The following is an 18,381-nucleotide window of genomic DNA, read 5'->3' as shown; positions in this document are numbered from 1 at the left end:
ATCAGTTGTATTTTATGTAGAGTGAATCGGTAATGCTTTTTCGCAATGAGTGGAAGACAGGGATGAATGCCGAGAGGATATTCATCAGGAGGCATACAGCCAATACGATGATGAATATTTTCAGGTTGAACAGCATCGACATGGAGAAGTCGACAGGAATATCCTTAGGAACGCCAGAACCAAATGTGTATCCAATATTGAGCACCCAGTTGCGCCCCAATAAAAGGATGGCATAGGATAATAGTAGTCCGGCCAATCCCCCTAATCCGGTAAGCAGCAGATTTTCCACCAGCACCTGATTGAGCAGCTGTGATCGGGCTGCTCCGAAAGCTTTTCGCACCCCCATTTCTGAAAGTCGTCTCTCCATACGAGAACTGTTCATCCCCGATAGGTTGACCGCCGGAACCAGCAATAGCAGAAGGATGACGACCAGTTGAAACAGTATTGTAGAGGTTCTATTGAGCGGTTGATGCGCAGAGAGTCGTTGTGATACGGCATAAATATCATCGGGATATCCTAACAGATCCATTTCAAAATCCTTGAACCCACTGTTATACCTTCCTACCTGCTCGTTCACTTCTTCCCTGATAGCCGGAAAATCTTTTTTTGATTTGGCCAGTATATATACCTGATATGGGCCGAGGAATCCGGATGGATGGCCATTGTCATTCTTGTAGTAACCCAAACAGGTGTAAGGCCTCCACAATTGGGCGTAAGTGCGCGACATGATCGTAGATACATCTTTCACTACGCCTGCTATCCTGTATTCAACGAAATCGTATTCGATGGTTTTTCCTCTCGCTTCATGCGTGCCAAACAGTTTGCGTGCCAATGATTCGGCAATGACTACCGAGTTTAATCCTGATTGAAAGTCGGCTTCGCTAAATGGTTTTCCATCGATGAAAGCAAAATTGAAAACATGCCAATAGGCAGCATCCACATCCCTTACTGAAATTCTGGTACGTGGTTTCCCATCGGGCATGGAAACGTATCCGCCGTCGCCTCTTCCAATCTCTGAGGCGACTACTTCGGGTGTTTCCAGGGTGAAGAAGATCTTTTGCAATCCCTCGTAAGAAATAGCGGAAGACCAGAATTTCATCTCGTCGGTTTTAGGTCTCATTGCTGCACTTTTGACGAATAGCATCCTGTTGTTATCCTGTTCGGGATAGACACGCAAGGTTTTAAAGCTTAATACCAGTATCAATACCATCACCATCGAGATTCCCAATGCCGTTCCGGCCACATAAATGGAACTGAAAAGTTTGTTTTGCTTTATCAGTTGCCACGCTTGTTTGAAATATTGTTTGAGCATTCTTTTAGACTTTTTAGACTGATGGACTAATAGACTTTTAGACTTATAGTACCAAGACTTTTTTAATTGACAATTGACAATGAAATGCAAATCAACGGAGTTAAATCTTAACTTCAGGCTTCTTTTTATCATTAGTCCATTATTCTTATTAATCATATTGATACAACTTCCCGACAAGTCGGGACAAGTTATCCCGATTTATCGGGATTGGCATATTAATCACTCATCTCGTAGCGCCTCCACCGGATGCACCTTCGATGCCTGACGGGCGGGAATCCATGCGCTGATGGCGACGATAACGGCAAGCAGGATATAGGTAATTCCGTTTGTGATCAGGAAACGGAGCCATTTGTGGGCGGTGATGTAGCTGCTACTGTCTACTCCTTGGCCTAACGTTTCAATGATGCCTGCCTGTAGGATGGCTATATTGATGAGAATGGCGGGGACCGCAGCCAATGTGAGGATCAATAAGGCTTCTACCAGGTACTGATTTTGAGTTTTCCTGCGATTGCTCCCCATTGCCATGCGCAAGCCAATTTCACTGCGACGTGTCTGGTTGCGGAACCAGAAGGTGCCGATGACCCCCAGTGCGATGTTGAGCAGGAAGAAGATCATGATGGCGTTCCTGATGCGGACTTCTTTGGTGATTCCCCATTCAAATTCCTGGGCGCGTTGCACGTCGCGGTAGGATTTAATATCCTGGGTCACTTCATGCTTGAATTGTTGCAGCGAGAAATTGGTGCCGGTACGGATAGATATCTCCGGTGTCGATAAATTGTTCTCTCTGTCGGGATAAAAAACTACATAACCCGGTTGGTCATGGTCGACTCGTTTTTGGTTTTCTACTATATCGGTAATCCGGTAGGTTCTTTTCTGAAAATAGACTGTTTTGCCGATAGGGTTTTCTTCTCCGAAGAGTGATTCTACCAAGTTTTGGGTAAGCATGATGGTATTGAAGTCCGATAAGACCAACCTTGCCGGTTGGCCGGTGATAACCGAGCGGATATTGAACACATCGAAATAACTGTTTGAGCCAACCAATTTTTCCTGTACGTGATAACTTTGGGAAGTGGAATCCAACTGAATCACGCTTCCGTTATACGAACCACTGAAAGGGGTAATATCCCACCAGGAGGTGACGAACAGATGTTGTACTCCCGGAAACCGTTTGACTTTATCGACAAAACGGTCGAGATCGGCCGGATCACCTTCATCCGTACTTTTGGGATATGTGATTTGCCAGGTATCGGTGATATCGTATCCATTCGGGATCATCCGGTTGTGCACCAATACGAATGCGTAATCGACAATGTACCAGCACAGCACGAAAACCAATAATAATTCTCCAAAGATCCAGCTGTTGCGGCGGCGTTGTATCCAGATTTGTTTGAGTATATGTTGTATCATTATCTTCAGGATTTAATGGGTGTAATTCTCACTTAACGAGTCGGTGATATTCTTTTTGGTGAAACGGTAAGCCGGGATAATGGCTGATAGGACATTGATAACAAGCGCACTCAGGAATGCCCAGAAGAAGACGGTGAAATTGACCAGCATTCCCGGGGCGATCCCCGTCGTGTTACCGGTGATAACCTCCATGTCGGATGTCATTACCGAAAGCCCGCCGAGAAACATATCACTGAAAAAGGTGACCAGCAGATAAGAGACCAGCAAGCCGACGAATGCTCCCATCAATGTGAGTAGGAAGTTCTCTATAAGGATCTGGTTCAGTAAAGTGATGTTAGGCGCTCCGAATGCCTTGCGTACACCCATCTCCGAGAGCCGTTTTTCCATACGGCTACTGTTTAAGCCCGACAAGTTGATGGCCGGTACCAATAGGAAAATCAATAGCACGAAACCAAACTTTAAGAGAATGTCATTGATATCCAGAGGGCGGTTTCCCAGACGGAAATAACTCGCAAAGAGATTGTCCGGTTGCCCCAGCAGGTTGATATTCTGTGTGAGACCGGCGCTGTATCGTTGTATGCTGGCATGGATTTCATCACTTACTACACGGGTGTCGCCGGCGTCTTTCATAAGGATTACGACCGTCATATATCCCAGGATATCATCTCTGGAAAATGTTTCCAAATGGTCGGGGTGCAGCGTATAGGGTAGCCAGATATGGGCGAATGATTCCGAAAGCAGGTAAGAGCCATCTTTTACCACACCGCTTACCTTGTATTCTTTCTCATTCATCATGAAATGGTTTCCGGTTGCCTGACCGTCGGGAAAGAGATATTGTGAAAGGCTTTCCGAGATCACCACCGATGGAATCGCGGAATCGAATTCCTCTTGAGAAAAGGGCTTGCCTTGCAAGAAACGGAATTGATATATCTTCCAGAAATTGGCATCGGTATACTTTGTATGCACTTTCCTCTCTGCCGTCGATCCCAAAGCATGTACCCTGTAGTTATTCTTGAAGGTAAAGAGTATGGCTGATACTGTTTCGGGAGATTGTAGACTGTAGAAACAGTTTTTTACCGTCTGTAATGAAAGGAGTGAACTGGAATTGGAGGTTTGGGTAGTGTCTTTGGGCGTTATTTCCGCCATTTTGACGAATAGCAATCTATTCCTTTCCAGTTCGGGGTAAATATTTCCTGTCATCAGGTAGAAGAAGATGGCAATCACCATCACCATGGAGACAGCCAGCGCCGTGCCGGCTACATAAATGGAACTGAACAGTTTGTTTTGCTTGATCAGCTGCCACGCTTGTTTGAAATATTGTTTAAGCATTCTGTTAGACTTTTAGACTGATGGACTAATAGACTTTTAGACTTATAGTACCAAGACTTTTTTCATTGACAATTGACAATGAAATGCAAATCAACGGAGTTAAATCTTAACTTCAGGCTTCTTTTTATCATTAGTCCATTATTCTTATTAATCATATTGGTACTACTTCCCGACAAGTCGGGACAAATTATCCCTTTTCATCGGCATTGGCACATTCTCAAGAAATCTGCCGCCCGTCGAGGAAGCGGATGATGCGTGATGTTTCCTTGGCCTTGCTTTCGTCGTGGGTCACCATCACGATGGTGCGACCGTCTTCCTTGTTCAGTTTGTGAAGCAATTCCATCACTTCGGCGCCCATTTTTGAGTCGAGGTTTCCGGTCGGCTCATCCGCAAGGATAATCGACGGGTTTCCGATTACGGCACGGGCAATGGCTACGCGCTGGCATTGTCCTCCCGATAGCTGGGTGGGGAAATGGCGCATACGATGGGATAAGCCGACACGTGTGAGTGCTTCTTCCGCTAACCGGCGACGTTCACGTGCTCCCGTCTTTCGATAGAGTAGAGGTAATTCCACATTGTCGAGCACATTGAGTGAATTGATCAGGTGGAAGCTCTGAAAGACGAACCCCAGGTTCTCATTACGGAACTTGGCCAGTTCACGGTCTTTCATCTCGGCAGTTTCCTTACCGTCTATAATTACTTTACCGGATGTGGGAGCATCCAGCAGTCCCATCACATTGAGCAGTGTTGATTTGCCACATCCCGAGGGACCCATCACGGCAAGAAATTCTCCTTTCTTCACTTCCAGGTTCACATTTTCCAACGCCACAGTTTCAATCTCTTCAGTACGGTAAATCTTGTGTACTTTGTCTAATAAAATCATTGTTTCCATTTTTTGTTTATTTTTAAAGCCAAGAATAAACTAATGTGCCAATTCATCAATATGCCAATGTGCCAATTAATTATTCACACTGGTCCATTATTTTCATTAACCTCATTCGCACACTAGTCACATTGGCATATTAATCCTATTCCGAGACCTTCACCTTATTTCTGTCCTTGTACCGGCTCATATCGGATACCACTACACGGTCGCCCGGATCCAATCCGGATATCACCTCCACATATTGATAGTTGCTTTCGCCAAGGCGCACTGTACGTTTCTCGAGCGTGTTGCCGTTTAGTATGAACAGTTCGTATGTGCCCTGGCCGCTGTAATAAGGACCATTCGCAATACGCATTACCTCCTCCTTCACTGCGTTCATCACATAGACATCGGTGCGTAGTCCCGACCGTAACCGTTGATTGTCGGGATCTTCGAGTTGTACGGTGAATTGGATCACACCATTTTTCGATAGGGGAGTCACATTGCTGACAACCCCCGTCAGTTCATCGCTACCAATCCTCACCACAGACTTGCTGCCTACAGAAATGCGGTCTCCATAGCTATCCGCAATCTCGCCGTCGATACGGAACTGGGAGAGATCCGATAGGATTGCCACTTCCGTTCCCTGTCCCACGCGGGCACCTACCTGGTTGTTGATATAGGTGAGGATGGCTTTCCGGGGCGAACGGATCTGTGCATCTTCGAGGATGCGTTTGGTTTCGGCAAGTGTCTTGCGGAAAATCTCGAGTTCCAACTCCTGTACACGTAGTTCTGCATCAGCCACTTTACGGTTGTTCTCCGATTTCTTACGTGCTTGTTCTTGCTCCAGCTTTGCCACGTTGTATTTGATTTCTACTTCGCGTACCTTATCTGTGGTGCCTGCGCCTATGCTGTCGAGATATTTCTCGTTGACCACTTCTACCGCCATCTTGTCGATCTGCATCTCATTTACTTTCAACTGCATCTCCGTATCGCTGAGGCTGCTGCTGTTTTTGATCCGTTGTTGCCCGATACGGTACTGGCGCATTTGTAGTTCATCCAGCATCTTGCGATAGTCGGTTTCGATGCTTTGCAGGTCAAGTTGCAATAAGGGGGTGCCTACATCAACGGAATCACCGGCCCGTTTGTAAACTGTCATGATACGGCTCTCGATAGGAGCGATAACGGTCTCTTCAAATGCCGGCATCACCTTTCCCGATGCACTTACGGTGACTTCAATCGTTCCTTTATCCACAGAAGAGAGTTGGATATTTTTCAGAGGGATACTGTCCTGGAGCAAAGAGATGATCAGACCGATGACCAGTATGAAAGAGAGAATAATTGCACCGTATTTGATCCATCTTTTTCTCTTTTCTTTCCGGAGAACATTTGGAGGTATTTTTCTGTCCATCTATATCGTTTGTTTTACCTTCCCAAAAACAAAACGTGTGCCATTTTTTTAATATTCTGATAATGAGTGTGTAGTAAAATCACCAAGTGTCCGATTCCGAACAAAGTTGTTCGGAATCGGACACTTGGTGAAAATGGAAGACAATAGGGTGAATTGGATTAGCTGATTTTATTCAATAGTTGCAGTAGTACCAGTGCATGTGTATGCTTCTCATCTTTCCCTGCATAAAGGAGTGTCACATTGCCATGCTCTTTCTCAATATCTTTTATCCGGTCCAGGTTTTCTCTCTCTCCGGATAGTTCTTTCCGGTATCGTTCGCCAAACTCTTTCCATTTCTCAGGATCGTGCTGGAACCATTTTCTTAATTCTGTGGATGGAGCGATCCCTTTCAACCAAAGATCCACATGTGCATCTTCTTTGGATACTCCACGAGGCCAAAGCCGGTCTATCAATATACGATAACCGTCATCATCGCCCAATTGATCATATATGCGCTTAATCTTGATCATAATATTTTAGTTATTAGTTGGTTATTCCTTTATTTATTAATTGTGCTACATTGTCACTGTATAACAAAAGGGCATATGGAATGTTCAGTCTTTTTTACTGATGGCATGTCATCCCTGATAGTTCAAATGGCTATTTCTGTGATTTCATGGTATTTTTAAAAAAATCATGTAATTTTGCCATGCGGATCCGATAAAAGAATCAATATGATGGTGAAATGTTTCGGTAAATCGGACGATTGAGTAAGAAGTAATAAATAAATCGCATGAGACATGTTAATTTGATGATTGTAAGTGCTGTCGTGCTTATGATCGCATCGTGCAATCCAAAAAAAGAAGAAGTGAAAATTTTGAAACAATCCGATTTTCCTGCTCCCCCGGTAGCGGAAGTGAACCCCGATACCTTTGTCAATTTCGGGCAAGAGCGCATCGACAACTATTATTGGTTGAAAGACAAGAATAACCCGAAGGTTATTGATTACCTGAATGCAGAAAATGCTTATACCGACAGTGTAATGGCTTCCACCAAAGTACTTCAGCAGACCATTTTTGATGAGATCGTGGGTCGTATGAAAGAGGATGATGAGAGTTATCCTTCGTTCAAGGATGGCTATTACTACTACAGCCGTACCGAAAAAGGGAAGCAATACCGTACCTACTGTCGCCGAAAGGGTACTATGGATGCCCCGGAAGAGATTATTTTCGATATAAACGCGATGGCGGAAGGGAAACCTGCATTTATCTTCAGAGGCTACTCCATCAGCCCCGATAACAGTAAAGCTGCCTATTTTTATAATGAGACCGGCTCGTATGCCGAATTTACGATGAAAGTAAAAGACCTGGCCTCGGGTGAAGATGTGGGATTCTCTATGGATGGCGTTGCTTCCGTGGCTTGGGCAAATGATAATAAAACGCTATTCTACAGCCTTATTGACCAGACATTACGGTCATCCAGGATATACAGACAAGCATTGGATGCCAAGACAGGTGAACTGGTTTATGAAGAGAAGGATGCCCGCTTCGGCGCTTATGTGTATGGCAGCAAGACCAAACAGCATATCTTTATCGCCTGTGCAAGCTCTACTACATCGGAAGAGAGGTATATCTCTGCCGACCGGCCTACCGATCCGTTCAAAGTGTTCCTCCCTCGCGTACAGGATGTGGAATACAGTGTTAACTCGCATAAGGATAAATTTTTTGTCCGTTATAAAGATAAGGAGAACCTTAATGGAATGATCTATGAAATGCCTCTCACGGGCTATGAAGACCGTGCTACCTGGAAACTGTTTATGCCGCATGATAAGGAGGTTCGCATAGAGGGGATAGATATCTTGAAAGATTATGTGTTATTGGAACTGAGGAAGAACGGATTGGCTGAAATTAAGATTAAACCGGTTTCAGGTGAGGGAGAAACAGAGACCATCGCTTTCCCCGAACCGGTTTATACAGCGTCACTTGGTGGAAATCCCGAATATGATGCTGTCACCTTCAGGTATTCATATACGTCGCTCAATCGTCCCACTACGTTATATGAATATAATATTGGAACCAAAGAGACGGAAAAACTGAAAGAACAGGAAGTTCCTTCCGGCTTCAATCCCGACGAATATACGGTGGAACGTTTATGGGCGACCGCTCCCGACGGAGTGCAGGTGCCAATGGCTATCGTCTATAAAAAAGGAATGAAGAAAGATGGCAGTAACCCGGCACTCCTCTATTCCTATGGTAGTTATGGCAGCAGTTCCGACGTCTATTTCAGTGCAGGCATGTACAGCTTGATTGACCGCGGTTTTGTGTATGCCGTCGCCCAGATCCGTGGGGGAAGCGACTTGGGTGAGCAGTGGTATGAAGACGGAAAACTACTGAAGAAGAAAAACACCTTTATCGATTTTATCGCCTGCAGCGAGAAACTGATTCAGGATGGTTATACTTCGCCCGATAAATTGGCTGCTATGGGGGGTAGTGCGGGAGGACTATTGATGGGTGCCGTGGTCAATATGCGTCCGGACCTTTACCAGACCATCGTGGCACAGGTACCCTTTATCGATGTGATTAACACCATGCTCGACGATACATTGCCGCTCACTACGGGTGAATATGAGGAGTGGGGGAATCCTAACGACGAGGAGTATTACAATTATATGCTCTCTTACTCACCCTATGATAATATCAAGGCTCAGGATTATCCCAATATGCTGATTACCGGCGGAATCAACGACTCGCAGGTACTTTTCCATGAGCCAACCAAATATACCGCCAGACTGCGTGCGCTGAAGACAGATGATAATATCCTGCTGCTTCATATGAACATGGATTCAGGCCATGGTGGCGCTACGGGGCGGTATGACGGTATCAAGGATATTGCATTCGAATTCGCCTTTATCCTGAATCGTGTAGGAATCGGTCAATAGGTAGAATTGAGTTATGCATGCACATCATCATCATCACGATCATCACCATGGTCATAATCATGGACATCATCATGACCACGGGGATGTAAAGAATATCAGGGCAGCATTCTTCCTGAACCTCTCGTTCACCATCATTGAGTTTGTAGGTGGATTGATAACCAATAGTGTGGCGATCCTTTCGGATGCGGTACATGATTTGGGTGATAGTTTCTCGCTGGGATTGTCATGGTACTTCCAGAAGGTGGCCAAGAGGCCTCGGACAAAAGAGTATACCTACGGTTACAAACGGTTTTCGTTGTTAGGTGCCGTGATCAATTCCGTGGTGTTGCTGGTGGGAAGTATCCTGATCCTTGTGCATGCTGTCCCTCGGCTATTTAACCCGCAACACCCCGATGTGAAGGGGATGTTGTTGCTTGCTGTCCTTGGTGTGATCATCAATGGGTTGGCGGTCTTCCGGTTACGTAAAGGGAGTTCTATTAACGAGAGAGTCGTGTCGCTGCATATGCTGGAAGATGTGTTGGGTTGGTTGGCTGTGCTGATCGGGGCGGCTATCATGTATTTTGTCGATGCGCCTTTTATTGATCCGCTGCTTTCCATCCTGATTTCTCTGTATATCCTGTATAATGTCTACCGGAATATTCGCCAGAGTTTGCGTATCATTTTGCAGGCTAGTCCTTCCGAATTGGACATGGAAGAGGTGAAGCGGTCGTTGCAGGAAATTGAAGAGGTACAAGGTATACACGATCTGCATGCATGGTCGGTGGACGGAGAATACAATGTGATGACTATTCATGTGGTACTTCGGAGTGCGCTTACGATGGAAGAACAACACCGGCTGAAACTGATGATTCGCGACAAGCTGCTGGCATTAGGGGTACAACATTGTACCATCGAGTTCGAAGTGGTTGATGAGGAATGTGGAATGGAGTCTTGTTGTTGAAACGCGGAACAACGATAACACTAAAAAACGAGCCGACGGAATTTTTATCCGTCGGCTCGTTTTTCTATAGTTGTACTCCTGTAGCTTATTCCAGATAGGTGTAACCATACAGGCCTGACCGGTAGTTGGAGAGGAATTCTTTCCCTTCTTCCACCGATATCTTTCCCTGTTTTACCGAACTCATCACCCAGGTCTCTACGGTACGCACCAGTTTTTTTGGATTGTACTGCGCATATTCCAGCACTTCCGCCACCGACTCGCCGTCGATCACCTGGTCGATCTTATACCCGTTTTCTCCCGTCGATACATGTACTACGTTGGTATCGCCGAACAGATTGTGCAGGTCGCCCAGGATCTCCTGGTATGCACCCACTAAAAACACACCTATATAGTAAGATTCGTCTTTCCTGAGTGAATGAACGGGGAGATAAGCAGACCGGAATCCGTCCTGCGAAGCGAAGTTGGATATTTTTCCATCCGAATCGCAAGTGATATCCTGCAGGGTGGCCGTCTTGTCGGGTTTCTCATCTAAGCGGTGTATCGGGATGATGGGAAATACCTGGTCGATAGCCCATGAGTCGGGGAGCGACTGGAACAACGAAAAATTGCAGAAATACTTGTCCGGTAGCAGGGTCGATAGTTGCCTTAGCTCTTCGGGTGCATGTTTGGCCCGGTTAATGGTGATGTTAATTTCCCTAATAATGGAGAAATAGAGCTGCTCCATCTGTGCCCGCGTTTTCAGGTCGAGCATGCCGAGACTGAAAAGGTCGAGCGATTCTTCCCTGATCTGCTGTGCGTCATGCCATGCTTCCAGCATCCGTGCCTGGGTGAGCGTATCCCAGATATTGTAAAGCTCTTTCACCAATTCATGATCATCCTCGGATATCTCCTGGTCTTCCGGCCATTCCGGTAAGGTGGCTGTTTCCAGTACCTCGAAGACCAGTACCGAATGATGTGCCGTAAGCGCACGTCCCGATTCGGTGATGATGTCGGGGTGGGGCAAGTCGTTTTTATTGGCTGCATCCACGAAGGCGAACACCGAGTCGTTTACATACTCCTGGATGGAGTAGTTGATGCTGTTTTCTGTGAAGGAAGAACGCGTACCGTCATAATCCACGCCTAATCCACCTCCAATATCTACATATTTGATCTTGAACCCGAGCGAATGTAGCTGTACGTAGAACTGGGCCGCTTCTCGCAACGCCGTCTTGATACGGCGTATCTTGGTGATCTGGCTTCCTATGTGGAAGTGGATAAGCTGAAAGCATTCATCCATCTTACTTGTTTTAAGCACCTCCATCGCTTCGAGCAGTTCGCTCGAGTTGAGTCCGAACTTACTGCCGTCGCCTCCCGATTCTTCCCATTTGCCGCTGCCGGAACTGGCCAACTTCACACGGATGCCGATATTGGGTTTTACTTTTAGCCGCTTGGCGATCTTGATGGTCAGGTCAAGTTCATTCAGTTTCTCCACTACAATAAATACCTTTTTTCCCATCTTCTGGGCGAGCAGCGCCAGTTCTATATAGCTTTCATCTTTATAGCCATTGCATATAATCAGCGAATCGTTGTCGGTATTGATCGCGAGCACAGCATGCAGTTCCGGTTTGGAGCCGGCTTCAAGGCCGATATTGAACTTCTTCCCGCTCGAGACGATCTCTTCTACTACCTGTCGCATCTGGTTTACCTTGATCGGATAGATGATATAATTCTGGGCATTATATTCATATTCTTTCGAGGCGATGGCGAAACTTTGAGATATCTTTTCAATACGGTTATCCAGAATTTCGGGAAACCGTACCAATACCGGTGATGAAACATCACGCAGGTACAACTCACGCATCAGCTCGCTCAAATCTACACTTTGAGAGGCATCCTTGCGCGGGGTTACCTGTACATGTCCTTTTTCGTTGACGGAAAAATAACCGTTTCCCCAACCGTTGATATTATATAACTCTTCCGAGTCTTCAATACGCCATCTTCTCATTCCGACAGACAAATATTTAAAGGTGATACATAATAATCTGATCCATCAGTATACAACTTGCTGAATCAGCAGGCAAAAATACGCATTAATTTTGTTATTTGCAGTTACCATCAGGAAAATGATAGGGAAAACGTCCAATCACCCCCATCCACCTATCCACCTTATATAACTTTTTTTAAATATTTCCTTGCAACAAATCCTCTTTGAAAAACATCATATTAATATAAAACAATCAATGTTCACTTAAATATAATCCTTATGTTATCGAAGATCAACTCACTACTCCTGATAATCGTAGTAAGCCTGTTTATGGCAGTGTCATGTGATAAAAGCGGCAGTGATATAGAGTCCGGGGATTTTCCGGATCCTATCCAGATAGAGTTACGTTCTGACGAAAAGGAGATGGTACGTGCAGACCAATCTTTCGCATTTGAATTTTTTGAACAATTGTTTGTGGAAGAATCTCTCGATAAAGATAAAAACTTTATGGTGTCGCCGCTGAGCTTGAGTATGGCGCTGGCAATGACCTGGAACGGGACGGCCGGTGAAACAAAAGAGGCGATACAGAAAACGCTGAAGATGGATGGTTTTTCTGATGATGAACTCAACGGTTATTATAAAAAGCTGAAAGAGGCTTTGTTGAAGACTGATCCTTCTTCTAAATTGTCGATTGCCAATGCCATCTTTACCAATCAGTTTGTCACCTTCAAACCGGATTTCATCCATACCAACCAGTCATTTTATAATGCAAGCGTGAAGGCGGTAGATTTTGGCAAATCCGAAACGGTGAATGTTATCAATCAATGGGCATCTGATAATACCAAAGGTTTGATAAAAAGTGTGATAGATATGACATCACCTGATGACCTGATGTATCTGCTCAATGCGATCTACTTCAAAGGTATCTGGACTTCCGAGTTTAAAAAGAAAAATACTGTCGATAAACCGTTTACTTATGAGAACGGCACACGTAAAAATGTGGCGATGATGCATCAGACGGCGAAATTCAATTATACGGAAGACGAAAATCTGAAACTGGTGCAACTTCCCTACGGGAACCAGGCTTTCAGTATGATGGTGTTATTGCCTACAGATGGGAAAAAGCTAAAAGATGTTGTATTGTTGCTCCGGCAGGAGGGCTATTGGGAAAGATTGAGTTCCCTATTACGTGATACAGAGGTCGAACTCTCACTTCCTAAATTCAAAACTGAATACAGTAAAGTACTGAATGAAATACTCACAAATATGGGGATGGGGATCGCTTTTACAGGTAGTGCCGATTTTTCACGAATGAGTGATATTTCAGCAGAAATCAGTTTCGTAAAACAGGATAGTTATATCAGTACCGATGAAGCGGGTACCGAAGCAGCCGCTGTAACGACGATAGGCATAGAGGTGACCGCACATCCCGATAAGATGATATTTAATGCCGACCATCCTTTCCTTTATCTTATTCAGGAAAATTCTACCGGAGCTATTCTATTTATGGGGGTTGTGAAAAATTTTGACGAATAGATTTTATAGCACTATTTTATTATTAGGTTTATTTGCTAAGTCTCCAGGATGGTTATCACTCAGCGGGTTTTGCCTGCTGGGTGATTTTTTTATTTACATTTCTTCTATACTTTATCTTTTTATCTTAACTTATTTATTTGTTTGAATTTCAGTATTGTTGTGCAAAATGGAAAACTTTTTGTCTTTATTGAAAAGTTAATATATTTATTATCAGCTTGCTGTTGTTTTTTATGGAAAACTTTTGAAATTTGTTGATAAAAAAAATGGTAAATATTTTGCATTCTTGGAAACTTTCCCTAAACTTGCAAAACCAAAATTTTGCTTTGAAAAAAATGGGAGGGCGATTTGGAAAATAAGTGAGCATTATAGAAACTTTTATTTATTATATAATTTTTTCCTGATGAAGAAAAAGAAGACATATACTTTCGACGAAGCCTATAAAGCCTCGTTAGGCTATTTTCAGGGCGATGAACTGGCTGCCAAGGTGTGGGTAAGTAAGTATGCCCTTAAAGATAGTCAGGGTTATATCTATGAACAGACGCCCGAAGATATGCATTGGCGACTGGCCAAGGAGGTGGCACGGATTGAGAAGAAGTATGCCAATCCGTTGAGTGAAAAGGAGTTGTTTGATCTGTTTGACCGGTTCCGGTATATTATTCCCCAGGGAAGTCCGATGACTGGCATTGGGAATGACCACCAGGTGGCATCATTGTCGAACTGCTTTGTGATCGGGATGGATGGTGACGCCGATTCGTATGGCGCAATTATCCGTATCGATGAGGAGCAGGTACAACTGATGAAACGCCGTGGAGGGGTGGGGCACGACCTTTCTCATATCCGACCGAAAGGATCGCCGGTAAAGAATTCAGCACTCACGTCCACCGGTTTGGTTCCTTTTATGGAGCGCTATTCCAATTCTACCCGTGAAGTGGCACAGGACGGACGTCGTGGCGCCCTGATGTTGAGCGTATCCATCAAGCATCCCGATTCCGAAGACTTTATCAATGCCAAATTGGAGCAGGGCAAAGTGACCGGCGCCAATATATCGGTAAAGATGGACGATGCGTTTATGGAAGCCGCTTCCGAAGGGAAGCCTTATGTGCAGAAATTTCCTATCAACTCCGATAATCCGAAATATGAAAAGACGATCGATGCGGATAGGTTGTGGAAAAAGATTGTGCATAATGCCTGGCAGTCAGCCGAGCCAGGTGTGTTGTTCTGGGATACCATCATCCGTGAGTCGATCCCAGATTGCTATGCTGATCTGGGATTCCGGACCGTATCGACAAACCCCTGTGGTGAGATACCGTTGTGTCCTTACGATAGCTGCCGCTTGCTGGCCATTAACCTCTATTCCTATGTGGTAAACCCGTTCAAGGAAGATGCTTATTTCGATTTTGAACTATTTGGCAAGCATGTCCGCCTGGCGCAACGTATTATGGATGATATCGTGGATCTGGAATCTGAAAAGATCGACCTGATCCTTGAAAAGATTGAAGCTGACCCCGAATCGGAAGAGGTAAAATATTCCGAACGTAACCTCTGGAAAAAAATCCAACGTAAGACCCTGCAAGGACGCCGTACCGGTGTGGGTATCACTGCCGAAGGGGATATGCTGGCAGCACTGAGTATCCGTTATGGCACGGATGAAGGTAACGACTTCTCGGAAAAGGTACATCGTATGGTGGCACTCAACGCTTATGCATCCTCTGTGGAGATGGCAAAAGAACGGGGTGCGTTTGAGATCTTCGATATCGAAAGAGAGAAAAATAATCCCTTTGTCAATCGCTTGAAAGAAGCCGATCCTCAATTATATGAAGATATGGTGAAGTATGGTAGACGCAATATTGCCCTGCTTACCATCGCTCCTACAGGGACAACCAGTCTGATGTCGCAGACCACGTCGGGGATCGAGCCGGTCTTCCTGCCGGTCTATACCCGTCGTCGCAAGGTGAACCCCAACGACAGGGATGTGAAGATCGACTTTGTGGATGAGAACGGCGATTCATGGGAAGAATATACGGTTTTTCATCATAAGTTCGTCACCTGGATGGAAGCTAACGGCTATTCCACGACCAAACGCTATACCAATCATGAGATTGATGAGTTGGTTGCCAAATCACCCTATTACAAAGCTACCTCCAACGATGTGGACTGGTTGCAAAAGGTGAGAATGCAGGGCCGGGTACAGAAATGGGTGGATCACTCCATCAGTGTGACCATTAATCTGCCGAATGATGTTTCGGAAGAGTTGGTCGGCGATTTGTATATGGAAGCATGGAAGAGCGGCTGTAAAGGCTGTACGGTTTATCGTGACGGATCGCGATCCGGTGTACTTATCTCCAACGGTGACAAAGATGAGAAGAAAAAGGACGAAGATTGCTATGAATTGCCGGCAGTGCTTACCTCCCGTCCCGTTGAACTGGAGGCCGATGTAATCAAGTTCCAGAACAACAAGGAAAAGTGGATCGCTTTCATTGGGTTGTACAATGGCAGACCGTATGAGATCTTTACCGGTATTAACGATGAGGATGATGGCATTATGTTGCCAAAGACAGTCACTTCCGGGAAGATTATCAAGGCATACGACAGCGACGGCCGGAAGCATTACGATTTCCAATTCCAGAACAGACGTGGTTACAAGGTGACTATCGAAGGGCTGGATGGAAAGTTCAATCCCGAATACTGGAACTATGCCAAGTTGATTTCGGGTGTGTTGCGTTACGGGATGCCTATCGACCAGGTGATCAAGCTGGTATCGGGACTGGAACTCGACAGTGAGACCATCAACACCTGGAAGAACGGTGTAGAGCGGGCGCTGAAGAAATACTTGCCCAACGAAACCGAAGCCAAAGGACAAAAATGTCCGGTTTGCGGCCAGGAAACATTAGTTTATCAGGAAGGATGCCTCAAGTGCCGCAACTGCGGTGCGTCCAAGTGTTAGTGGGATGCCTATCCGATAGGTTTTAGTATATCTCACATAATTTTTTACCCGCCATTCCGGTTCAATCCCCGGTTTGGCGGGTAAGTTTAGTGACAGTCAGTAATACTATAGTTACTCCACTTGGAGTATCAATTTGTGAGCCATTCAGAGGCAGAAACCATGGATATTTTGTCTGGAAGTTGCTCTTTATATCGATCTTCAAATACGATCAGTGTGCCTTTTGGGATCTTGTATGTCTCCATCGATTCTTGTAATCCTGCTATTTCGCGAAGAGCATTTTCTTTATTCAGGCTATATATCACCTGTATCGCCTCCATGATGTTCATTCCTTCTTTTATCAGGAAATCGCATTCGTGCTTTTGTGAGAAATAAAATATTTCACAGCCTCTTCTTTTTAATTCTAAGTAGATACAGTTTTCCAATAATCGACCTATATTATCTGAAAACCGGAATCCCAACCTGTTGGCTATCGCGTTGTCTATGGTGTATACCTTTCGGGAGTTCGCCATCTGTTTCTTAACAGAATAATCAAATTTCCGCAAGTAAGCAAAGAGGTAGCTTGATTCATAATAATGCAGATAATCTTTAATAGAACTCAAACTTTTGGTTCCTGATATTGATTGTAGGGTTGAGTATGAAAATAGTTTCCCGATATTGGAAGCTAAGAAAAGTCCTATTTGTCTTATTTCTTCCACGTTCGTGAGTTTATAACGTGCTACTATATCTTTGTACAAAATATCTTGAAACAGGCTATGTGCAATATCTAAGTCATTCTCTTTTAATACCAAAGGAAGTCCTCCTGTTTCCAGAAAAGTATTTAAATCGTTTTGCAACAGTGACTGCTGCTTAACAGACAAATAAGTCATATCATAACTCCGACTTTTAAAACGCAAATACTCAGAAAAAGAGAACGGGTATAATTCAAGTACTTTATTTCTTCCCGTGAGAGAAGTTGATATCTCTGAACTCAATAATTGTGCATTGGAGCCGGTTACATAAATTTTTTTCCCTTGCTCATACATCCGATTTATAAATTTTTCCCAATTTGGAGCTAATTGAATTTCATCGAAGAAAAAAACCGGTTCCTTGCGATATGTTTCCAGATGAATTGTATATACGTCGTTCAGTGTTTGTGTACTGGCAACAACTCGTTCATCGTCGAAGTTACAATAACAAAACTCATCTGGATTTAGCCGCATTTTTTCTTTTATGAGAAACAGCAATGATGATTTGCCGCAACGTCTCACACCCGATATCACCACAACTTGTTGTGTCGACAAATATGAATCCAAGGGGATCTCCCGTTCAATAAGCCCTTTCCGGTTCAGAAAAATCTCTTTTTGGTCGATAAGTATTTCACGCAGAATATTTTTATCCATATCGTGCTTTTATTAAAAAACTATTCCAATAGCAAATATATAAAAGTATTTGTTGATAACAAACAATATTCTATGAAATTGTTCTCTGTCAAAGAATGAAATATAGATACCGTCAGGTAAAAAAAACCACTTTCGGACGATCCTTTTTCATTTCCTGTCCCGGATTGATTTCCAGCTCCGAAATTGTATCCGGTTCCGAAATTACTCCCCGTTTCGGAGTGTTTTCCTGCCCCGCAGCTGCTGAAACAAAAAAGAGCAGAATGAAAAATAAGAAGAGTCGGCGCATAACTTTCATAATGAGTATGGACAACAAAAATATTGTTCTTGCTCTATAATTCCAAACAAAAGGTAATTTTTATTCATTACCGCTTTTCTTTA

13 protein-coding genes are annotated in these 18,381 nt (G+C 44.3%); 4 read left to right on the top strand and 9 right to left on the bottom strand.

All coding sequences use genetic code 11. The features are described 5' to 3' along the window. Nucleotide 1: 1 nt before the first annotated feature. From VB073_RS08690 to VB073_RS08665, 6 genes are all read right to left on the bottom strand, one after another. The gene (locus VB073_RS08690; RefSeq protein ID WP_323403767.1) at nucleotides 2-1,312 is read right to left on the bottom strand and encodes an ABC transporter permease; all 1,311 of its coding nucleotides are present in this window, start codon (nucleotides 1,310-1,312) and stop codon (nucleotides 2-4) included. Between the two features lie 219 nt (nucleotides 1,313-1,531). Beyond that, nucleotides 1,532-2,719 (bottom strand): ABC transporter permease, encoded by a 1,188-nt coding sequence (locus tag VB073_RS08685; RefSeq protein ID WP_323403766.1) that lies wholly within the window; start codon nucleotides 2,717-2,719, stop codon nucleotides 1,532-1,534. Nucleotides 2,720-2,731: 12 nt separating this feature from the next. Further along, on the bottom strand, nucleotides 2,732-4,048 hold the full coding sequence (locus VB073_RS08680; RefSeq protein ID WP_323403765.1) for an ABC transporter permease: 1,317 nt from the start codon (nucleotides 4,046-4,048) through the stop codon (nucleotides 2,732-2,734). 217 nt (nucleotides 4,049-4,265) lie between these two features. Then, nucleotides 4,266-4,931 carry an ABC transporter ATP-binding protein gene (locus VB073_RS08675; RefSeq protein ID WP_323403764.1) on the bottom strand — a complete coding sequence of 222 codons (666 nt, stop codon included), beginning with the start codon at nucleotides 4,929-4,931 and terminating at the stop codon, nucleotides 4,266-4,268. Between the two features lie 145 nt (nucleotides 4,932-5,076). Continuing rightward, nucleotides 5,077-6,324 (bottom strand): efflux RND transporter periplasmic adaptor subunit, encoded by a 1,248-nt coding sequence (locus tag VB073_RS08670; protein WP_323403763.1) that lies wholly within the window; start codon nucleotides 6,322-6,324, stop codon nucleotides 5,077-5,079. Nucleotides 6,325-6,482: 158 nt separating this feature from the next. Next, the gene (locus VB073_RS08665; protein WP_416349523.1) at nucleotides 6,483-6,830 is read right to left on the bottom strand and encodes a DUF488 domain-containing protein; all 348 of its coding nucleotides are present in this window, start codon (nucleotides 6,828-6,830) and stop codon (nucleotides 6,483-6,485) included. Between the two features lie 266 nt (nucleotides 6,831-7,096). Here VB073_RS08665 and VB073_RS08660 point away from each other — a divergent pair, with 266 nt between their 5' ends. Beyond that, the gene (locus VB073_RS08660) at nucleotides 7,097-9,241 is read left to right on the top strand and encodes a S9 family peptidase (RefSeq protein WP_323403761.1); all 2,145 of its coding nucleotides are present in this window, start codon (nucleotides 7,097-7,099) and stop codon (nucleotides 9,239-9,241) included. A 13-nt stretch (nucleotides 9,242-9,254) separates the two neighbouring features. Then, on the top strand, nucleotides 9,255-10,181 hold the full coding sequence (locus VB073_RS08655; protein ID WP_323403760.1) for a cation diffusion facilitator family transporter: 927 nt from the start codon (nucleotides 9,255-9,257) through the stop codon (nucleotides 10,179-10,181). Between the two features lie 85 nt (nucleotides 10,182-10,266). Here VB073_RS08655 and speA read toward each other — a convergent pair whose 3' ends face one another. Continuing rightward, nucleotides 10,267-12,165, bottom strand: a complete 1,899-nt coding sequence (speA, locus tag VB073_RS08650) for a biosynthetic arginine decarboxylase (RefSeq protein ID WP_323403759.1) — start codon at nucleotides 12,163-12,165, stop codon at nucleotides 10,267-10,269. A 258-nt stretch (nucleotides 12,166-12,423) separates the two neighbouring features. On the opposite strand from speA, the gene VB073_RS08645 reads away from it, so the two are divergent. Both VB073_RS08645 and VB073_RS08640 read left to right on the top strand, forming a co-directional pair. Then, nucleotides 12,424-13,680 (top strand): serpin family protein, encoded by a 1,257-nt coding sequence (locus VB073_RS08645; RefSeq protein WP_323403758.1) that lies wholly within the window; start codon nucleotides 12,424-12,426, stop codon nucleotides 13,678-13,680. 400 nt (nucleotides 13,681-14,080) lie between these two features. Continuing rightward, nucleotides 14,081-16,624: an adenosylcobalamin-dependent ribonucleoside-diphosphate reductase gene (locus tag VB073_RS08640; RefSeq protein ID WP_323403757.1), complete on the top strand. Its 2,544-nt coding sequence runs from the start codon at nucleotides 14,081-14,083 to the stop codon at nucleotides 16,622-16,624. Nucleotides 16,625-16,752: 128 nt separating this feature from the next. Here VB073_RS08640 and VB073_RS08635 read toward each other — a convergent pair whose 3' ends face one another. Beyond that, a complete protein-coding gene (locus VB073_RS08635; protein WP_323403756.1) occupies nucleotides 16,753-18,003 on the bottom strand; it encodes an ATP-binding protein in 1,251 nt (416 codons plus the stop codon). 112 nt (nucleotides 18,004-18,115) lie between these two features. Then, a complete protein-coding gene (locus tag VB073_RS08630; protein WP_323403755.1) occupies nucleotides 18,116-18,298 on the bottom strand; it encodes a hypothetical protein in 183 nt (60 codons plus the stop codon). Between the last annotated feature and the right edge of the window lie 83 nt (nucleotides 18,299-18,381).

The organism is Proteiniphilum sp. (assembly GCF_034927365.1).
Taxonomy (GTDB): domain Bacteria; phylum Bacteroidota; class Bacteroidia; order Bacteroidales; family Dysgonomonadaceae; genus Proteiniphilum.
This window is presented reverse-complemented; position numbering and strand designations above follow the sequence as displayed.